The organism is Neopoerus faecalis (genome assembly GCF_029218125.1).
GTDB lineage: Bacteria > Bacillota > Clostridia > Oscillospirales > Oscillospiraceae > Oscillibacter > Oscillibacter faecalis_A.
In genome coordinates this window covers 1-19,301 of sequence record NZ_JARFXX010000004.1, presented here as the reverse complement: position 1 = coordinate 19,301, position 19,301 = coordinate 1, and the positions used below count along the sequence as shown (strand labels likewise).

Here is a 19,301-nt window from a genome sequence, read left to right as displayed (position 1 = left end):
ATGATATGACCTGGTTAACACAAATCACCATGGGCAGCCTGTTCGACGGTATCGGCGGATTCCCTTTGGCTGCGGTCCGCAACGGCATCACGCCGGTATGGGCGTCGGAGATCGAAGCATTTCCCATTGAGGTGACAAAGCTGCGCTTTCCCGGCATGATCCATGTAGGCGACATCACTAAGCTGCGTGGCGCGGAGCTGCCGCCTGTGGACATCATCTGCGGGGGCAGCCCGTGTCAAGATCTCTCCGTTGCTGGCGCAAGGGCAGGTCTTGTCGGCGCGCGTTCTGGCCTCTTTATGGAGCAGATGCGCATTGTGCGTGAAATGCGGTTGGCAGAGAAAGCCCGTGGCCGGGAGAGCGTCAACATACGGCCGCGCTGGATGTGTTGGGAGAACGGTGCGACACGTTCCTGACTGAAAAGGTCAGGCGCAAGAATGAAAGGATGGTGAAAAAACACTTGCAGAACTAATGGCCTGATGGGTGGAATGATGGGGTAACGCCCTGAAACGCCCACACTGATACTCCGACTGGCGCAGATGAAGCAAACAAATCTGTGTCAGAAGCTCGGTAAAGTCGGCAGAGAGCAACCGTACATCATAATCAATGATACGAAACTTGTCCAGAGGTGGACGATGTTGCCTATATGCCGGGTGTCTCATGCTCATGGTGAGAATGTGTGCAGAACACTGACGAACTTCCGAATGTAAGGGTCTAAACCCAGAATGTGTCGAAAGGCACTACCCGCCATAGCGGGGTGTCCGTGGATGAGTAAAAGTCGTTTTTATGAAAATCCATATACTGTTATAGGCAGTAAGGCGAAAGCTGGACACAGGCTCAAAGGGAGCACCTAAAAGCATGAAATGATAGGGCCATTGGAACGTGGAAAGCTGGGAGCGTGGAGACTGTTGCAGTCAGAGAAACGCTGGGCGGGAATGCATAATCGCCCTTTATCCCAGTGAGAGTAGAGGCACAGTACCGTAGAAATCATGGAAACATGATGGAGGGATAGCCTCAAGTCGAGATAACAGTTAAATTTGAAAACACAATAAACACAGCTTCGAATATGACAAAGAAAATCCGCTGAAAAGGAGTGGATGCCTGTGTTGACTTCGGAGCGGAAGAAACCCAAGAGAAGCAAAATCCGTTATGCGGAGTATTACGACCTGCAAAAGACTTTGGACAGTCTGTATGCCGATAGCTTAAAAGGCAAAGTGTTTGTTCACCTTATGGAACTCATTTCCAGTGAGGAAAATATTAGAATGGCATATCGGACAATCAAAGGAAACACAGGGAGCAGTACCGCAGAAGTAGATAAGCGCACCATACAAGACCTTGCCAAATTGAACGAGGAAAAATATGTGGCGCTGATTCAAAAGCAGTTTAAGAGCTATCACCCCCGCCCTGTCCGCAGGGTGGAAATCCCAAAACCAAACGGGAAAACCCGCCCCCTTGGAATCCCGACCATTGTAGACCGCATCGTGCAGCAATGTGTCCTGCAAGTCTTGGAGCCAATCTGTGAAGCAAAATTTTATGACCATTCCTATGGCTTTAGACCGAATCGCTCCACAGAACATGCCATCGCCAGATGTGACCAGCTAATACAGCTATCGCACCTGTATTATGTTGTGGACATCGATATAAAAGGCTTCTTTGACAATGTAAACCACACAAAGCTGATTCAACAGATGTGGGAAATGGGAATTCAGGATAAACGGCTTCTGTGCATTATTCGGGAAATGCTGAAAGCCCCAATCGTGTTGTCTAACGGAGAAATTCTCCACCCAAGTAAAGGGACACCGCAAGGCGGTATTCTCTCTCCACTGCTGTCCAACATTGTTCTCAATGAACTGGACTGGTGGATAGCGTCGCAGTGGGAATGGATGCCGATGCACGGCAACGCAAAATATACTCGTCTCAACGCAAATGGCAGCATCAACCGTGGCTATCAGTACCGATTGCTGCGTGAAAGCAACCTAAAGCCTGTATTCATCGTTCGATATGCCGACGATTTCAAGCTGTTCTGTCGAAACCGCAAAGACGCATTTTGTTTATATGCGGCAACAACGCAATGGCTAAAGGAGCGGTTGAAACTGGACATCAGCCCAGAAAAATCTAAGGTGGTGAACCTAAAGCGCCACTATTCGGAATATCTGGGATTCAAGATGAAAACACAGCGCAAGGGAGATAAGTATGTCGTTCGGTCTCACATGAGCGACAAAGCGCAGAAAAGGGTAAAAGACCAACTGGCGAAGTGTATTAAGGAAATTCAACATCCGAAAAGCGAGCAAGACCAGCGCAAGCAAATCTTCCGTTACAACTCCATCGTAATTGGAATGCACAATTATTATCGTGTTGCTACCTGCGTCAATCTGGACTTCTCGCCCATTGCATTCGCCATCGGCAAGCAAATGAAAAACCGTTTGGGTAAGCAGGGACTAAGCAAACAGGGTAAATTAGAAAAGGGCTACATCAAGAGTAAATACGGCAACAGCAGCCAAATTCGCTTTCTGAAAGGACATCCGCTTATACCCGCAGGATATATCCGACATAAGAACCCATTGGGGAAAAAACGGAGCATCAATCGCTACACAGAGAGTGGACGAGAGGAAATTCATCGGATGCTTGGTGTCAATATTGAAATTCTCACATGGCTGATGCGTAATCCGAGGCTGGGGCAGTCTGTGGAGTATGCGGACAACCGTATTTCTCTATATGCGGCACAGTATGGAAAATGCGCTGTTACAGGCAGAACGCTCGCACTCCATGAAATTCACTGCCATCACAAGCGGCCTAAGTCGGCAGGCGGAACAGATGCCTACGCAAATTTTGTTATAGTCAGTGAGGGTATCCATCAACTTGTTCATGCCACTGATGAAAAAACCATTTCCCGTCTGCTCCAAACCCTGTTGCTGGATAATCAACAGCGAAATAAGCTCAACAAACTGCGAGAACAAGCAAATCTGAACGCAATCTAAAACCATCTACCCGCAACGAAGTGTGTAAATTGTGTTTGAAACAAAATGCTGTTATGCCGATGGAACGCCGTGTGAGGGGAAACTCTCATGCACGGTGTGGAGTGGGGGAAAATCCGGAGATTGCCTCAAAGGATTACCTATCACTATTACCGGGGGCCTTTTCAAGCGGAAAACCGAAGTATGAGGACTTTCGGATCGTGCTGGAGGAGATCGTGCGGATCTGCTTTCCCAACGAGCTTATCCCAGGCCCCTATCCTTACGGATGGCCCGATGTCGGTGATCTCACGGCAGGCGATATGTTTTCTATTGCGTGGCGCTGTCTGGACGCGCAATTGTGTGGCGTCGCACAGCGTCGCAAGCGCATTTTTCTCCTTGCTGACTTTGCCGGGCCGCTTGCGCCCCAGCTTTTATTTGATGTATTTGACGAAACGGAAAACAGTGAGAAGGAGGTCTCATAGATGTACCGATTCGATACGAACGGGCAGATGACGATGCTTGGGTTAGACACGGCTGAAAGGGGCGGAGCACCGCCCAAGCGCAGACCGGGCAAGTCGGACTCCGAACTGGTTTCGATCCCGTATTTCCACTTGGATCTGCTGTCCTCTCCCGTGGATCTCTTCGGACAGCGCCATTGGGAATTTCGATCTCCATGGCGGGAAGGCAAGAGGCCCCTCAATACCGGGGCCGCGCCCCGCCGCCCGATCCGCGTCTCACTGTCCGGCATACTGGAAGCGTACCCGTCTCTAAAGTATTATTTATCGAAAACCGCCTGTCTGGGCATCCTGCGCCGCGCCTTTGAGCGCGGCAAGGAGCTGCCGAAGATGCTGGCGCGTGCGCTGAAGATCCAAGCGGGGCTCATGAAGCCGGACAGCCAACCTACTGACCTTAAGGCATTTCATGTGAACCAGCGCAATGAGGGCATTGACCTGAACGGCGTGTCCGGTGCATTGATGGCAACCACCAATATGCAGATGCAGACCTTTGTAACACAGCCAAATGGAGCCGCGGAGGGCTTTGACGGCTATGACGGTGTCATGGCCTTTGCCGCCAACCAGCGGGACGAGGTGCGGGATCTGTGCGATGTGGCGGGTGCGCTGGGCGCACAGCCGGGGATGAAACAGCAGACCTTTGTTGCCGGTTTTTCCGCCGGAGCAGGCGCAAAAGCGGGCGGCATTGGATACAACGAATCGGTTGCTCCAACCCTCAAGGGCAGCCCCGGCGGGAACTGTATGCCGTCTGTTTTATGCCTTAATGACCAGGGCGGCAGCGTGATGGAATGCAGCGAAAACGTGTCCGGAACCCTCCGAGCACAGGAGCATGGACACCAACCTCTTGTTTACGAAAATCACGGCATTGACAGTCGCTACACTGGCCCCCACAAGGTAGTGCCCACCATGTCTGCCCGTTATGGCACAGGTGGTAACAATATACCTCTGGTTGAGCAGAACGCTGATACCATTTGTATTTCCGGAAACATTGTAGACCGCCAGCCGCAAAACGGCGGCAACGGTCTTGGCTGTCAGGAGAATTTGGCGTATACATTGACCGCCACAGACCGCCACGCGGTCGTAGAACTTTATCAAAAAACAGTTGGAGCATTATGCCGCGGAGATGAAAAAGGTATCGGTAATCAATACGTCAGTCAGGATAAGTGTATCATCAACGCATCCTGTTCTGAAACACATCACCTCATTCGCCGCCTGACACCTTTGGAATGTGAACGGCTTCAGGGCTTCCCGGACGGCTGGACAGACATCCCCGGCGCGTCGGATAGTGCAAGGTACAAAGCTTTGGGCAACAGCGTGGCGATACCCTGTGTGGAGTTTATTATGTCGCGGATCGCCGCGGCCATGCGGGTAGCATAGCCGCTTTGTTGGTATCGCCGCTGTTTCACGCCGCTTCTTCGTTGGCTTTGGTCATAGCTTTCGCGCTTGCTTTCGGGTATCTTGGCTTTACCATTAAAAAGATCGGAGGAACTGCTATGGCAGAAAAAACGCGCAACCTCTGCGCTGAAATCCCCTTGGAGCTGCATACCAAAGTACGGCAGCGACAGGCGGAATCCGGCGAAACACTGAGCCGGTACATGACCGCGCTCATCACAAAATATTATGAAATGGAGGAAAATGTGAAGATGGACAAGGACAATGTGAGGACGGTGGCGTTTCAGGTGCCCACCGAGTTGTTTGAGCAGCTCAAGGCATACCTCAAGCGGAATGGCATCAAGCAGAACGCCTTCTTCCTGGACTGCATCCGGCAGGCGCTGGCGGAGGATGTCGGCGCCGCTGAAGAATAAGAAATACATCGCGCGAACCGCTGCTGAGATCTTCGGCAGCGGTTTCGCTTTGGAGGAACAAAATGTTTATTTACCCCGAAAACCTGAAAGCCAAGCCCATGCTGTGGCTCTGGCTGCTGCGGGACATCGCCGTGATTGGCATCGGCGCTTTGCTCTCTGTGCTGGCGCTGACCCAGGGTCTCGGCATGGGACTGCTGGTGGTCACGGTGCTGTACGCCTTTCTCACCATTCAGGTGGATGGCTCCAGCATTCTGGATTTCCTGCGCCGTGCCGCTCGCTTTCTCTTTCTATGCCAACAATATTACGAATGGAGGCTGGACCCATGAACCGAAAACAGAAAAAGGAGCTGCGCCAGCAGCAATCGACACGGCAGCTCATGGGCATCGTCCGCGTGACGCCCCACGGCGTCATGACAGATTCCGGAGAGCGGGTCTTCTTCCTGATCCAGCCGGACAACCTCTCCGTCCTGTCCCCGGAGGTCATCCGGGGCCGTATCCGCTCCCTGACCATGCTTCTCAGCACCCAACCAACCTTGGAAATTCTGGCGCTGGACTCCCGCGAATCCTTCCAGCGGAACAAGGAGTATTACCTGCGGCGCTTGGAGGAGGAAACGGAGCCTGCCGTGCGGGAGCTGCTGGAGCGGGACATGGCCCATTTAGACGCCATTCAATTCTCCTCCGCCTCCTCCCGCAAATTTGTACTGGTGCTCCCACTGGATGAAAAAGCCGGTGCGGACGAAAGCGCGCTGCGGCAGTTGGAGAAAGCCATCTGCGACCACGGGCTCTGCGTGCGTCTGGCGGAGGAGCAGGATGTCAAGCGCCTGCTGGCGATCTACTACCGGCAGGATCTCACCACGGAGGTATTCCGTGATTTCGATGGAGAGGAGTATGTACATGGCTAAAAAGAAAACAAAACCGAAAAAGAAGATGCCGGAGCAGGCCCCGCGTCCGAAGGACTTTCTGGATATGATCGCGCCCGCGGCGGTGAAGTTCAACACCGACCATTTTATCCTCGGCAGCCGGTATCATACGGCGATGACACTGAAAAGCTACCCGCCCATGACGGATGAGCTGGCGCTGCTGCGGGGCCTTGGCGATATGGGCGGCGTCAATCTGCGCCTGACGGCGCGGCAGGTCACGCCCGCCGAGGAAGACGCCATCCTCCATGCCGCCACCAACAAAAGCCGCATGGAGCGGAGCAACACCAACGACTACAAGCAGAGCGTCACGGCGGAGGCAAACCTACGGGATATGGCGGAGCTGCTGGCAAAGCAGCGGCAGGAAAAGGAGCCGCTCATCCACTGCGGCGTTTACTTGGATATTGCCGCCACGGATACGGAAAAGCTGCGCGCGGCGCGGGACACGGTATCCGCCCAACTGGTGCGCTCCCGCATGGGCGCCGATCCGCTGCTCCTGCGCCAGCGGGAGGGATTCCTCTCCGCCAACCCCGCGGGCGGCAGCCAACTGGCAAGCTTTGCGGAGCGGGTATTACCCGCGCGCAGCGTTGCCAATCTGTATCCCATGAACTATTCCGGCAAAACCGACCCCAAGGGCTTTTTCATTGGCCGTGACAGGTTTGGCTCCAACATCATCGTGGACTTTGACCGCCGTGCTTCTGACAAGACCAACGCCAGCGCCCTGATCCTTGGCAACACCGGACAGGGCAAAAGTTATCTTCTGAAGCTCCTGCTCTGCAATGTGCGGGAGGCAGGCAAAAGCGTGATCTCTCTGGACTCCGAGCACGAAATGGAGGACGAGTGCCGCGCCCTGGGCGGCTGTTTTTTGGACTACTTAAGCGGGCAGTACCGCATCAACCTGCTGGAGCCCCGCTGCTGGGATGATGGCAGCGGGCCGGAAGACCCGGACGCGCCGGACGCTTTCCGGGGGACGCTGCTCTCTCAGCACATCTCCTTCCTGCGGGATGTGTTCCGCGTTTACAAGGGCTTTGACACGCCCCACATCGACACGTTGGAGCTGATGGTAGAGCGGCTCTATCAAAAGTGGAACATCACCGACCGCACGGACTTTGCCGGAATGCAGCCGACCGATTACCCCATCCTCTCTGATCTCTATGACGCTATTCAGGAAAGCTACGACCATTACGAGGCCGCAGACAGCCTCTACCCGCGAGAGATGCTGCGGGATCTGCTGCTGGGGCTCCATTCCATGTGCCGCGGCGCGGACGCCCGGTTCTTCAATGGGCATACCAATATTGACCGCTCCAAATTCCTTGTTTTCTGCGTCAAGGGGCTGGATAACATGGCGGAAAATCTGCGGAACACCCTGCTGTTCAGCCTGCTGTCCTATATGTCGGATCAGCTTCTGACGCTGGGCAATTCCGTGGCGGCTATTGATGAACTGTACCTGTGGCTGTCCGATCCCACCGTCATCACCTACATCCGCAACGCCCTCAAACGAGTACGAAAAAAGGAATCCGCCCTGTTCCTCGCCAGCCAGAATTTGGAGGACTTCACTCAGCCGGGAATACGGGAGCTGACACGCCCCCTCTTTTCCATCCCCGTCCATCAGTTCATCTTTAACGGCGGCAACGTGGATAAGAAATTCTTCATGGATAACCTCCAACTGGAGGAGTCCGAATATGCCCTGATCCGGGACCCGCAGCGCGGCTCCTGCCTCTACAAGTGCGGCAATGAACGCTATCTATTGCAGGTGCAGGCCCCGGAGTACAAGCAGGCCATCTTCGGAACGGCAGGTGGACGGTAATGGCGGTACCCGTCGCGGCACTGGCGAAGCTCGCCGCTGCCGCGCTCTCGAATGAGGACACCAGGCGAAAGCTGGGCTGGATCGTGGCGGCGATCTGTTCACCGCTGATCCTGACGCTGGCGCTGATTTGCTCTCTGCTCTCCGGCAGCGCGGAGCATAACAATTCCGCCGTTCTGCTGTGCTTCAATGGCGGCAGCATTCCGGACAAAACGCCTGCGGAATATGTTGCTTACATTGAAGATATGCGCCGCAGCTTCACGCTGCTGGACGATGCCATCGCCGCCGTCAATGACATGGCAGAGGGTGAAAGCAGCCTTGACGGTACCCGCGTCAAGGCTGTTTTCTATGCCATTTTCTTTGGAGAGGACGCACCAAGCAGGAGAGCGCATAAGCAGTTCGTGGACTGCTTCGTGACCTACGAGGAACGCACCCGCACCGTTACCAGCGAGGACAGGACGGAAACCGAGGAGAGCTACACCGTGGCGATTCCCGTTGCGGACATATCCGCCGTGTACGGCAATCTTGAAAACGTGCTTCACTTACAGCTCTCCGAGGAGCAGAAGTCCAACGCCGACAGTGTCTACAACCTCGTCCGCTATGGCATAGCCGGAGGTTCAGAGGGCTGGATACCCGGCGCGGATGTGCCGTTTATCGGCGCGGACGGTTTCTGTTCGCCCATCGGTTCAGGCTGGGAGCGCCGTGTCACCTCTGAATTCGGCAACCGCGTCGATCCCATCACCGGGAAGCGCAAGGGACACGGCGGCATGGACTTGGCCGTTCCCACCGGCACGCCCATCCGCGCCGCGCTGCCGGGGACGGTGACGGTCTCCAAGTACAACGCCGGAGGCTATGGCTATTATGTGATGATCGACCACGGCAATGGCCTTGCCACGCTATACGGCCACTGCTCCAAGCTGCTGGCAAAAGTGGGACAGACGGTGGAGGCGGGAGACATCATCGCCCTCTCCGGCAGCACCGGGCGCTCCACCGGGCCGCACCTCCATTTCGAGGTGCGCGTCAACGGGGAACGGACGAATCCGAGGGCGTATCTGCCGAAAGGCTGAAAGGAAGGAAATGATTATGAACATGGCTCGCTACGAGCAGGAAACCATTATCGGCTTCAACGAGGAAGAAAAGACCGCCGGGATTTATACTCACAACAAGGTGCTGCGTCAGAAGCTGGAAGCGCTGGCGCGGGACAGACCGGAGGATTGCAGGCTCGTCAAAGTGTCCCGCAGCGGGCGGGCAGTTGACTACACCATCCCAAAATCATGGATAAGGATCGCGCCAAACAGGGTGCTGTCTGATGCCGAGAAGATACAGCGGCGCAACGCCATAAAAAAGGCCAATTTTGCCCTTGATAATGCCGGACGTCCGCAGGATTGAAACTTCGTGCGACCGCCGGAGGGTAGTGATACCACCCACAACACAAAAACGCCAAAAAAGCATGGAGCACAGCGACATGGAGGCGCTGGGCTTCCAGCTCCGCGACTACTACGAGGAGGTTGAATAATATGGCATACCAAAAAGTATCCAGACCGTCCACGGTCTATCACCTGACGAAAAAGGAACATCTTAACAGCATTCTGGATGACGGCGTGATTCGTCGCTTTGATGATACGGAATGCTGGTTCTGCGAGAGCCTCGATAAGATGCGGGCATACATGGCGCAGACGGTTCTCTGTGAGGGCAAGCCCTATTACGCCGTGGGCGGTCAGCTCTGCCGCTATCCCAAATTCGTGCCGGAGGATTATGTTCTCCTCAAACTCACGCCCCGTGGCTATGAGGATAACTGGTACCGCTGGAATCAGGAGATCCCTCCCGGCAGTTCCAGAGAACTGATGCAGGCAGCAAAAGAATTCTCCATGCTGAAAATCGGCTACCGCGGCGATATGGCGTTCAAGGAACCGGAGGTTATTGATGTGCCGAAATTTCTTTCCGGGGAGATCGTCAGCCATAAGGAACTGACCTCCAGTGAACTGTGGGGGCTGATATTTGAGCGGACCGAGGCAGAGATGGCAGCCCATATGCGCGGGCTGGATCAGCTGGAATGGGATGAACTGATTCAGTCTGCAGCGGAGATATCAGCCATGCAGGTTTGCCGCGGCAGGCTGACGGTACAAGGGGAAAGCCTGCCCAGAGAGGAACATCAATTTTTGCTGCAGGCGGAAAGACCTCTGGAGGTTCTCCGTGAGGCTTGGCTGGAGCATCAGAGCGTAGACGAGGGCGAAATCTTTTCCAGTTTGCTTTCCGGTCTGCGCGAAGAAACACAGAGAATGGAATCCCCGACGATGCAGATGAAATAGGAACGGAGGAATATGCCGACTATGAAAAAAGAAAATGTCACAATCTCATTCGAGAGCGAGCAGCTTGCCGCTCTCGAATTTTCACTTAAAAAGAAGAACACCAGCGTACAGGCGCAACTGGAGGAGCTGCTCAAATGCCTCTACGAATCTGAGGTGCCGGAGCCGGTGCGGGAGTATCTGGACAGCCGCGCGGCGCCCGCTGCCCGTCCCCGCCGTCCGGCAAGACCGGCGAAGGCGCAGACGCGGGAGGAGCCTCCCTCCGCGTTGGCGCAGCCCACTGACGAAAGGAATGGTGAGTGAGATGGCAGATCATGTAGACATCACACTGTGGATCGACCGGCGATGGAAGGATGCCATTGAAAAGCATCTCAAGGATGAAACCTTGCAGGAGCATCTGGAGGATGTGCTGGATGAGCTGTGCAACCAACTCCCGGAGCGCGAGTACGAGCGCATCAGTGCCGAGATCTACGCGGAGGATGCCGCGCGGCGCGCGGAGGAAGAAGCAGCCCGCACCTACGCCGCCTACCATGTGACCGAGCGTGGACAGGAGTGGTACTTCAAGACCTCGCCCGGTGAGGAACTGCTGGATGCCGCAGTAAAGCTGCGCGGCTATGTCACTGCGGAGAAAGGCTCCGCGCCGGATCTGTTCATCAAGCTGTTCGCGGACGGGCAGCCCATCACAGCGGAAGAGTACAACGCGCTCACCGCCCTTCGCATGGAGAACACCGTCAAGGTGCGCGGCGTGTTTGATCTCAACTTCGACAAGCGGGAGTTCTCCGCCGTTCACATCATGGACGGTTGGCAGACCTGGGCGATGCGGGATGTATCCGTGGCGGCGTACCATGCCACCCGGTCACAATTCGCGTCGAGCGATGATCAGTGGCGCAAGTTGCTGGATCATCTGAGCGGTAAGGAAATCACCTCGGCGGGACACCTCTCCGCGCGGATTTTTTCTTTCGGTGATGAGATCATCGAGATGGACGGCAAGCTCAATTTTTATGTGCGGACGGAGTTCGATGTGGATGCAGCCTTCGGCACCTTCGTCTGCACGGATAAAAACGATGACTGGCTCAACATCTACGCCAACTATGACATGGAGAAAAACCGCCCCTGCGACACGCTGGAACTGAATCTCTGCAAAGCGGATGGCACAGAGGAAACCTGGAGCTACCGGCTCAACGCGGCGGAGCGGGAGGTGCTGCTGCAGAAGATGGAGGAATACTGTCAGAAGCAGACTGACATGAGTCTCCGCGACTACGCACAGCAGCTCCGAGAGGAACCGGAACAGCGGCAGGGGCCGGTGATGAAACTGTAGGCACAAACACAGCAAGGCTGAAACGCTCACGGCTGCGGAACCAACAGCGTCCAGGCTGCGCAGCCCAGCGGGGCCGCGGCACCGACGAACCGCGTCAACCCGCCCTCGGCGGGCAGCCGCAGTTCGGCGGCTGTTATTCTGCTCCCTCGGTTTTTCTGCGATATGGAAAGGCGCAAAACCTCACAAAAAATTTTGTTGGATTTCGTGAATAGCTTTCCGACTGCCGCTGTGCCATTGTGTTTGCGCAGCGCGCTACACAAAAAATAAACAGGAGAAATTTGAAATGAATACAGAAGCCGCAATGGAACTACAAATGCGTCTGGCAAAGGAGACGCTGGCAATGCTGGTGATTCATCCAACGTTTGACGTGCAGTTGTACCGTGAGAGCATCATGGAGATCGGTGAGGCGTGGGAACTCCCAGCAGACGCAACGCTGGAGGCGCTCGCACTCATCGAACATGAACGATTGGCGATTCAAAAAGCCGGAGAGGGCGGCGTTGTGCAGCACATTCTTCCGGAAGAAGAACTGCCCATGCATGCTACCGGCACGGAAACACTGGATAATGTATGGGATCTGTTTGAAACATCCCTGCGCACTGAGAGCACGAAAGGGCGCACGGTTCTCTACAACATGGCGAGGACACTGGAAGAAACGCAGAACCTGCTGGACTGGATTGAAAAAACGGAGGAGGAAAAACAGGTGTAACTGCGCCTGACCAGAGCGATTCCATACAGCCGAGCCGCCCCACATGGGGCGGCTCCTCGTTTTCCCCCGTGTTTCGCCGTGTGAGCCGCTGTGTGCGCGGTTCGGGGCTGGGGTGGCGTGTGTACCCGCCGCAGCCTCTTGAAACGAACGTTGCGGCGTTTGTGGGCGATGTGTGAAAAGACCCTGTGAATACCGCTCCGACGATGGGAAACCGAGCCTTTGGGGATGGGTGTTCACCTCCCGGCCATGCCCCATTTCAGAGGGTTTCGCCCCTTATTTGCCCGTTCGATAAAAGCACAAGATAAAGAGAGGTGCCCCTAACTGGGCCCCTCCCAGCCACAAAGCCCCGCAGTGCGGGGCTTTCAGAGATTTGGACAAGGTGCACCTTTTGCGGGTTTTGATGGGAAACAGGTGCACCTTACCCGCAAAAACGCAGGCGTGACAAGAGGTTGCGCCTTTTCAGAAAGGAGTGCTGCAAAAATGCAGGAAAATGACGAAAAGCGGATCGAGCGCACGGTGGTATGGCTGGATGCCAAGTTGGTTCCCCGTATGGACGGCTGGCTGACCGCGGATAATTGCAAAAACCGCAGCGAATTTATCAACAAGGCCCTGCGCTTTTACATGGGCTATCTCGGCACCGAGGACAACACCGCCTACCTCTCGCAAGCCATCCTCACCGCCATTCAGGGTACGCTGGACGACAACAACAATCGGCTCTGCCGTATTCTTTTCAAGTGCGCGGTGGAACTGAATATGCTCTGCCACACCATCGCCGCCCACTTCCGTACCGACCCGATTCACACGCGAGAGCTGCGGGCCTACGCCGTGGATGAGGTGAAGCGCACCAACGGGCAGGTGAGTTTTGAAAGCGCGGTGCGGAGCCAGCGGCGTATAGAGCCGGATGACGCATGGCCCGGATCGTACTGATCTCCCCCTACCTCAAGGGCGGACAGAACGCCGCAAAGCTGGCCCAGCGCACACGCTACGTCGCCACCCGCCCCGGCGTGGAGCTGCTGGCGGATGAGCGCAGTACGCTCCCCACCACGAAAAAGCAGCAGGACTTCATTGCACGGCTGCTGAAGTCCTTCCCCTCCTGCTGGGAACTCATTGAGTACGAGGAATATCTGGATCACCCCACCCAGGGCAGCGCCTCCGCGTTCATCCAGCAGGTGCGGGAAAACTACATGGAGGCGCTGGATCAAAAGGAAAATTTCATCGACTACATCTCCCATCGCCCCGGCGTCCAGAAAGACGGCGAACACGGTCTGTGGGACGCCCACGGCAAGGTACAAAATCTCGCACAAGCGGTGCGGGAGGTGGCGGAGCACACCGGCAACGTGTGGACGCCGGTGATCGCGCTGCGCCGTGAGGATGCGGAGCGGCTGGGCTACGACAGCGCGGAAAGCTGGCGGGCGCTGGTGAATGCCTCCGTCTGCGACATCGCAAAAGCGTATAAGATCCAGCCGAACAACCTGCGCTGGTATGCCGCCTTCCACCAAAAGCCGAACCAGGTGCATATCCACATGATCCTCTTCTCCGCGGACTCAAAGGAAGGGTATCTCACCAAAGAAGGTATCCGGCAGGTGAAGTCCGTCTTCGCCAGACGGATCTATCACGCGGATCGGATGCACATCTACCAGCAAAAGGACATCGCACGGCAGGCGCTCCAGACACGCACTCGCAAGGCAATGGTGGAGTGCATCGCGCAGCTGGAGCATGGCTCGGTGGATAATCCGCGGCTGGAGCAGCTCACCAAGGAGCTGGCGGAACGCCTGCTGACGGTCAAGGGCCGAAAGGTCTACGGCTACCTGCCGCCAAGGGTCAAGGCCATCGTGGATGCAATCGTGGAGGAGCTGGCGAAGGACGAGCGGGTGTCCGCCGCCTATGAAACGTGGCAGACACTCTACGAGCAGGTGTGTCTGGACTACGATCAGCGGCCGCCCAAGCGTCTGCCGCTCTCCCAGCAAAAGGAGTTCCGGAGCGTCCGCAACATGGTCATTCAGGAAACACTGCAATGGATGACGGAGCGGCAGCGGTGTGCGGATGCACAGAGAACTTCTGCCACATCGGTGGAATCCATTTCGCCTGAGAATTCCGCGGCGGCCAAGAAAGCCGAAGTAGAATCCACAGCACCAGCCGTTCCCACACAGCCCAAATTTGACCGTGCGGCGAGTACCGCACCGGAAGATCCCGGCTCCGCTGACGCTGCCGCCTCCAAAGACGCCGTGCCGCCCGTGGGCGAAATGACTCCGACGCACTCACAGCCATCCGGTCAAGCAGGGCAAACCGCACCGGCAGGATCAGATTATCGTGCTCCCACGGTGGGCGAAACCGTCGTGCGGATGCTGCATCACATGAGCAGAATTTTTGAGGATAACAGCAAGATCGACCAGATCCACCGCGGCTTGCAGATCGACCGCAAGCGCCGTCAGGAATTGCGGCGCAAGCGGCTGGCGATGGGACACAAGCCGGACGATCACGAGGAACAGATATTCAGGTAGCGCAAAGCAGAATTTTGAAAGGACACATCATGAGCAAATATATGTATTTCACGCCGGAGGAAAAGGCGCGGGCGCAAAACACAGACCTCGTGTCTCTGCTGCGTGCCCAGGGGGAACGACCCGTGCGCTCCGGCCGGGAGTTCCGTACGCCCAACGATCCCAGCATAACCGTCCGGGGCAACAAATGGTTCGACCATTCCAAACGCGAGGGCGGCTATGCCGTCAGCTTTGTCCAGCGTTATTACCGTCTCCCTTATCAGGAGGCGGTTTTGCTTTTGCTGGGCAGAAAAAACGGAAAATCGTATGAGCAGGCAAAGTCCGCAAAGGAGGCTCCGAAGCCCTTCGCGCTGCCGGAGCCTTACGGAACCATGCGGCGTATGTACGCCTACCTCATGCGTCAGCGCCACATTGACCGGGAGGTCATCTCCTATTTCGTACACGAAAAGCTGCTCTACGAGGACAAGCATCACAACTGCGTTTTCGTGGGGCTGGATGGCAGCGGCGAGGCAAAACACGCCCACATCCGCAGCACCAACAGCGAGGGACGGGTGTTCCGCATGAACATTGAGAGCAGCGCCAGCGAGCACTGTTTTCATAAGAACGGCACGGACAAGTCCCTCTATGTGTTCGAGGCCCCCATCGACCTCCTGTCCCACATCACCCTCTATCCATACGGCTGGCAGGAGCACAGCTACGTTGCCTGCTGCGGGACATCCATCCAGCCGGTGCTGGAACGGCTGCGGCAGAATCCCAAGCTGGACACGGTGTACCTTTGCCTCGACAACGATGAGGCGGGCAATGACGCCTGCGGCCGCATGACGGATACGCTGGAGGACATGGGCTTGGATGTGGAGCGGCTCTGTCCGGTACGCAAGGACTGGAACGACGATCTCCGCGCCAAATTTGAGAGAAAGGAGAACTAACCATGAACGGGGATACATGGATCTTCCTCGCCCTCTGCGGCGCTCTGCTGGTGTTTTTGCTCATGGCATCCTTCCTCTCCAAGAGCTACTCCCTCAACAACATCAAGAGCAAGACGGTGGGCGACGGTCAGCACGGCACGGCGCGGTGGGCGACGCCCAAGGAGATCGGCAAGACCTACCACACCGTACCCTTCCGCCCCCGCCGCTGGCGTAAGGGGAAGGAGCTGCCCACGGAGCAGGGGCTCATCCTCGGCAGCGTGGGCGGCGGAAAACGTAAAAGCAAGGCGGGAATTCTGCTGAAAACCTCCCGCAAGCTGCTGGAAAAGCTGCGCCGTCCTGTGGCGGGAAAGCAGAAACGGAAACCGAAGAAAAAGTCAAAGCTACTCTCAAAAATCAAAAAGGTGATCGAGGAGCAGGGGGATATCCGGGCGCTGGTGGACAGCGACGACATCCACTGTCTGATGATTGGCGCCTCCGGCGTGGGCAAGACGGCGTTTTTCTTGTACCCCAATCTGGAATACGCCTGCGCCTGCGGCATGAGCTTTCTGGCGCTGGACACCAAAGGAGACTTGGCGAGGAATTACGGCGCCATCGCCTCCCGGTACTATGGCTACCGGGTATCCGTCATCGACCTGCGGAATCCCACCCGCTCGGACGGCTTCAACTTTCTGACGCTGATGAATCACTACATGGATCTGGCGAGAGCAGATCCGTCCAACTTGGCGGCGCGGGCCAAGGCGGAGAAGTACGCCAAGATCCTTGCCAAGACAATTATCAGCCCGGACGGTGACGCCTCCCAATACGGTGATAACGCCTACTTCTATGACAGCGCCGAGGGATTGCTGACGGCCGTTGTGTTGCTGCTGGCGGAATTTGTGCCGCCAAAGGACGGAGAGCAGGAAAAGCGGCATATCGTGTCCGCCTTCAAGCTGGTTCAGGATCTGCTGGCGATGCCGAGCTCACGGGGCAGAAACGGTTTTCAACTGCTGGTGGACATTCTGCCGCCGGAGCATAAGGCACGGTGGCTGGCGGGCGCAGCGCTGACAGCGGCGGATCAGGCGATGGCCTCGGTCATGTCCACCGTTCTCTCCCGCCTGAACGCCTTTCTGGATACGGAGCTGGAGCAGGTCATCTGCTACGACAGCCCCATCAACGCGGAGATGTTCGCCTCGGAGAAGTGCGCCATTTTTCTCATTCTGCCGGAGGAAGACCCCGCCAAGAATTTCATCGCGGGTCTTATGATCCAGAACCTCTCCCGTGAGCTGTTCTCCGTGGCGGACGAGCATGACGGCAGGCTCAAGAACCGCGTGGTGCTGTTCTGCGATGAGTTGGGCACCATGCCGCCCTTCGACATCCTGCCCCTGTTCAGTGCGGGCCGCTCCCGCGGGCTGACGCTGGTTCCCATCATCCAGAGCCTTGCCCAACTGGAAAAGAACTACGGAAAAGAGGGCGCGGAGATCATTTGCGACAACTGCCAGGACACCATCTTCGGCGGCTTTTCGCCCCAGAGCAAAACCGCCGAGGCCCTCTCCGCCGCCCTTGGCAGCCGCACGGTGCTCTCCGGCTCCATCAGCCAGGGCAAGGAGAGCAGCCAGTCCTTGCAGATGATGGAGCGCCCGCTCATGACGCCAGACGAATTGAAGTCCATCCCCAAGGGCGAATTTGTGGTGATGAAAACAGGAACACATCCCATGCGGACGAGACTGCGCCTGTTTTTGGATTGGGGCATCACCTTCGACCCAGACGGATACCGGATGCCGGAGCGGGCGGCCAGAAAAATTGCCTATGTGAACCGCGACGAGCTGGCCCACAATATTCAGAACCGACGCGAAAACAGCCCTTACAATACGGAGGATACCAAATGAGCAAATTTAACTTTATTTACGCCGAAGATCTGAGCCACCGGGAAAAGACGGTCTACATCTACCTCCGGGATCGCGCGGACGCCTCCGGCATCTGCTGGCCGGGGATCAAGACCATCGCCGGTGAGTTGGGCCTCTCACCCCGCACCGTCCAGCGGGCCTTGGCAGATCTGGAACACAGGCAGCTCATTGAGAAGCGGCAGCGCCACCGCGCCAACGGCAGCCTGACCAGCAATCTGTACCGTCTGACAGCGGCAAAAACGTCACAGCCTCCCGCCAAGGGGGGACTGTGACCTTTTCTCTCCTAAAAATCTGTCCATAGGGTGGCGTCATCATGGCGCATCCAGAAGAACCTACTCTACCGGAGGATACAGAGCAGAGAAAGAACAAGAATATAAACAATGTTCTTCATGATATAAGTAGGTTCCTGTTGTCTGAAATTCAGAGACGAGCATTTCTCAGTCCCAGATCAGTAAAGCAATACAAGAAGGTCCCGGCGATGGACGCCAAACTGGAGCAGCTGGAGGCCACGCTGAACAACATCAATGTGTTCAACGCAGGCAAGATGCTGGCGCAGCTGCTGCCGGAGGTGGAATCCTTTCAGGCGGAAACACAGCGGCTGCGGGATACCATCGCCCACGAGCGGCGGAACGCAAGCTTCCAGAGGGAGATCAATGCAGATCTGCGAAACGAGTTAAAAGCAGAACGCAGCCACAGCTTTGACCAGAGCATGAAGCTTTCCGAGCTGGAGCGGCGCTGCAAGCGGGCAGAGAAGCTCTTGAGCAAGATCCCACAGGAGGAATTGGATAAATTGCTGCCCAAGCAAAAGGGCTTGGAACGGTAATAAAGCGGCAGGGCCGCCTTGCTGTTGCAAGGCGGCCCTGCCTGGAGATTCCCTTCATTCGTCATCCACCACTTCACGCATAGCGTAACGGGTAAACCGTTATGCCAACATCTTATGTATTTGGAAGCAGTCCCATAACTATCAGCATTATCGCCCCACCGCATACACTTGATAATACAACATATACCTGCTCCCTACTTTTTCCTTGTAAGCTTTCCTTAATTGCTTTTATTGTAAAAACTGGAAATGTAAACCCTAAAAGTATTCCTAATAATTTAATCAAAAAAAAATACATTCACCCTCACTCTTAAAATCTGTTATTAAAAGAACGGATAACAACGCAAAATTGCAAAGAATAAAATGTGTAACGGGTATGCCCAATAATAAATCCACTTTTTCTTACTTCCGTGTTGCCCATTGTACAGGCAAACAAACAAAATAGACAAAAGTGAAAAACACATATTTCGTATTGCCTCAAAAGAAACAACATTGCTATAAATATGTTGCCCATAATAGGGTACGAGTAACACTGCCATTATCACGGCAGAAATTTTAATACTTTTTGCCAGATATAAGAGTGAAATTAAAGCGACACCCCAAATACCATAATCGCAATCTATAAAGCTTGATAGTAAAAATGCTGGTAACGTTGACAAGATTGGAAAAATATTTATTAATATATTCGATTTTGAATTCGCAATTTCGTGATGTTTGAATATATGTGCGCAGGAAATTATCATCCCCATCACATATGAGAACATAAGGGCTACGCTCGGCAAACGCTCTCCAGTGATAAAAGTCAGCAATATCCATTCCATAAAGAGAAAAAGGAGACAAACTGCAAACACAATCA

The 19,301-nt window shown here is 55.4% G+C and carries 19 protein-coding genes and 2 pseudogenes; 20 read left to right on the top strand and 1 reads right to left on the bottom strand.

The annotated features are described in order from the left end of the window. Positions 1 to 5: 5 nt before the first annotated feature. The 20 genes and pseudogenes from PY311_RS05790 to PY311_RS05690 form a co-directional block, all read left to right on the top strand. Positions 6 to 395 (top strand): annotated as a pseudogene (locus PY311_RS05790) (DNA cytosine methyltransferase); the annotation flags it as partial. 699 nt (positions 396 to 1,094) lie between these two features. Continuing rightward, a complete protein-coding gene (gene ltrA, locus PY311_RS05785) occupies positions 1,095 to 2,975 on the top strand; it encodes a group II intron reverse transcriptase/maturase (RefSeq protein WP_286147736.1) in 1,881 nt (626 codons plus the stop codon). A 197-nt stretch (positions 2,976 to 3,172) separates the two neighbouring features. Next, positions 3,173 to 3,433 carry a hypothetical protein gene (locus PY311_RS05780; RefSeq protein WP_286147735.1) on the top strand — a complete coding sequence of 87 codons (261 nt, stop codon included), beginning with the start codon at positions 3,173 to 3,175 and terminating at the stop codon, positions 3,431 to 3,433. Beyond that, positions 3,434 to 4,840 (top strand): DNA cytosine methyltransferase, encoded by a 1,407-nt coding sequence (locus tag PY311_RS05775; RefSeq protein WP_286147734.1) that lies wholly within the window; start codon positions 3,434 to 3,436, stop codon positions 4,838 to 4,840. A 116-nt stretch (positions 4,841 to 4,956) separates the two neighbouring features. Continuing rightward, positions 4,957 to 5,268, top strand: a complete 312-nt coding sequence (locus PY311_RS05770; protein WP_286147733.1) for a hypothetical protein — start codon at positions 4,957 to 4,959, stop codon at positions 5,266 to 5,268. Positions 5,269 to 5,330: 62 nt separating this feature from the next. Next, on the top strand, positions 5,331 to 5,594 hold the full coding sequence (locus PY311_RS05765; protein ID WP_286147732.1) for a hypothetical protein: 264 nt from the start codon (positions 5,331 to 5,333) through the stop codon (positions 5,592 to 5,594). Then, the gene (locus tag PY311_RS05760; protein ID WP_286147731.1) at positions 5,591 to 6,169 is read left to right on the top strand and encodes a hypothetical protein; all 579 of its coding nucleotides are present in this window, start codon (positions 5,591 to 5,593) and stop codon (positions 6,167 to 6,169) included. The genes PY311_RS05765 and PY311_RS05760 overlap by 4 nt, the downstream gene beginning before the upstream one ends. Then, a complete protein-coding gene (locus PY311_RS05755) occupies positions 6,162 to 7,991 on the top strand; it encodes a VirB4 family type IV secretion system protein (protein WP_286147730.1) in 1,830 nt (609 codons plus the stop codon). Before PY311_RS05760 ends, PY311_RS05755 begins: the two co-directional genes overlap by 8 nt. Then, the gene (locus tag PY311_RS05750; RefSeq protein ID WP_286147729.1) at positions 7,991 to 9,055 is read left to right on the top strand and encodes a M23 family metallopeptidase; all 1,065 of its coding nucleotides are present in this window, start codon (positions 7,991 to 7,993) and stop codon (positions 9,053 to 9,055) included. The genes PY311_RS05755 and PY311_RS05750 overlap by 1 nt, the downstream gene beginning before the upstream one ends. Before the next feature lie 16 nt (positions 9,056 to 9,071). Further along, on the top strand, positions 9,072 to 9,377 hold the full coding sequence (locus PY311_RS05745) for a hypothetical protein (RefSeq protein ID WP_286147728.1): 306 nt from the start codon (positions 9,072 to 9,074) through the stop codon (positions 9,375 to 9,377). Between the two features lie 128 nt (positions 9,378 to 9,505). Beyond that, complete coding sequence (locus PY311_RS12635) at positions 9,506 to 10,297, top strand: hypothetical protein (RefSeq protein ID WP_350309701.1); 792 nt, start codon at positions 9,506 to 9,508, stop codon at positions 10,295 to 10,297. Positions 10,298 to 10,318: 21 nt separating this feature from the next. Further along, entirely contained in the window at positions 10,319 to 10,597 is a 279-nt protein-coding gene (locus tag PY311_RS05735; RefSeq protein ID WP_286147726.1) for a DUF6103 family protein, read from the top strand. Between the two features lies 1 nt (position 10,598). Continuing rightward, positions 10,599 to 11,612, top strand: coding sequence for a hypothetical protein (locus PY311_RS05730; protein WP_286147725.1), 1,014 nt, complete (start codon positions 10,599 to 10,601; stop codon positions 11,610 to 11,612). Positions 11,613 to 11,895: 283 nt separating this feature from the next. Next, a complete protein-coding gene (locus tag PY311_RS05725; RefSeq protein ID WP_286147724.1) occupies positions 11,896 to 12,318 on the top strand; it encodes a hypothetical protein in 423 nt (140 codons plus the stop codon). A gap of 480 nt (positions 12,319 to 12,798) precedes the next feature. Next, entirely contained in the window at positions 12,799 to 13,245 is a 447-nt protein-coding gene (locus PY311_RS05720) for a hypothetical protein (protein WP_286147723.1), read from the top strand. Continuing rightward, positions 13,227 to 14,819, top strand: coding sequence for a MobP3 family relaxase (gene mobP3 / locus PY311_RS05715; protein WP_286147722.1), 1,593 nt, complete (start codon positions 13,227 to 13,229; stop codon positions 14,817 to 14,819). The genes PY311_RS05720 and mobP3 overlap by 19 nt, the downstream gene beginning before the upstream one ends. Positions 14,820 to 14,848: 29 nt before the next feature. Beyond that, entirely contained in the window at positions 14,849 to 15,742 is an 894-nt protein-coding gene (locus tag PY311_RS05710) for a DUF3991 and toprim domain-containing protein (protein ID WP_286147721.1), read from the top strand. 62 nt (positions 15,743 to 15,804) lie between these two features. Further along, on the top strand, positions 15,805 to 17,607 hold the full coding sequence (locus tag PY311_RS05705; protein WP_286147984.1) for a type IV secretory system conjugative DNA transfer family protein: 1,803 nt from the start codon (positions 15,805 to 15,807) through the stop codon (positions 17,605 to 17,607). Continuing rightward, positions 17,604 to 17,897, top strand: a complete 294-nt coding sequence (locus PY311_RS05700) for a helix-turn-helix domain-containing protein (protein ID WP_286147720.1) — start codon at positions 17,604 to 17,606, stop codon at positions 17,895 to 17,897. The genes PY311_RS05705 and PY311_RS05700 overlap by 4 nt, the downstream gene beginning before the upstream one ends. Positions 17,898 to 18,103: 206 nt before the next feature. Continuing rightward, entirely contained in the window at positions 18,104 to 18,448 is a 345-nt protein-coding gene (locus PY311_RS05690; RefSeq protein ID WP_215688154.1) for a hypothetical protein, read from the top strand. A gap of 320 nt (positions 18,449 to 18,768) precedes the next feature. On the opposite strand, the pseudogene PY311_RS05685 reads toward PY311_RS05690, so the two are convergent. Then, positions 18,769 to 19,301: pseudogene (locus PY311_RS05685) on the bottom strand (TraX family protein); the annotation flags it as partial.